Raw genomic sequence first — 521 nt, 5'->3', positions numbered from 1 at the left:
GGCAGCGGCCTGTTGCTGCGGGTCGGCATGCAACCGGACCCGGCAGCGGCGCCGGTCGCTTATGCCAGCAACGCCGATGCGGTTCGGACCGTGACGCTGGCGGACGGCTCGCGGGTCACGCTCGATCGGGGCAGCGCCGTGCGGGTCGCCTATAGTGCGTCCCAGCGCCAGCTCGAGCTTCTCAAGGGACGTGCGCGGTTCGATGTCGCGCATGATAGCGCTCGGCCGTTCGCGGTGCGCGCGGACGGCGGGACGGTCATCGCGCATGGGACGATCTTCGACGTCGCGCTCCGCCCGGGGCTTGTCCGCGTCGTCCTGTTGCGCGGTTCGGTCGAGGTCCGTCCCGACCCGGTGATCGCACGCGGCGCGCCGGGCCGGATGCTCGTGCCGGGCCAAGCATCGGTCTATGCACCTGGCAAGGCGCCTTCGCCGCCGGTCGCCGCCGATCCCGCCGACACCGCCTGGCCGGGAGCCATGCTCTCGTTCGAGGCAACGCCGCTGCGCGAGGCGGTTGCCGGGTT

The 521-nt window shown here is 72.6% G+C and carries 1 protein-coding gene; it reads left to right on the top strand.

What is annotated here, in order from left to right:
- Positions 1-27: 27 nt before the first annotated feature.
- A partial coding sequence (locus tag AX681_RS21815; RefSeq protein ID WP_231734867.1) for a FecR family protein occupies positions 28-521 on the top strand: 494 nt, incomplete at its 3' end.

Source organism: Sphingomonas sp. CCH9-E2 (genome assembly GCF_001557215.1).
Classification (GTDB): domain Bacteria; phylum Pseudomonadota; class Alphaproteobacteria; order Sphingomonadales; family Sphingomonadaceae; genus Sphingomonas.
The sequence above is the reverse complement of the archived record's forward strand: the minus strand, read 5'-3'. Positions and strand labels throughout refer to the sequence as shown.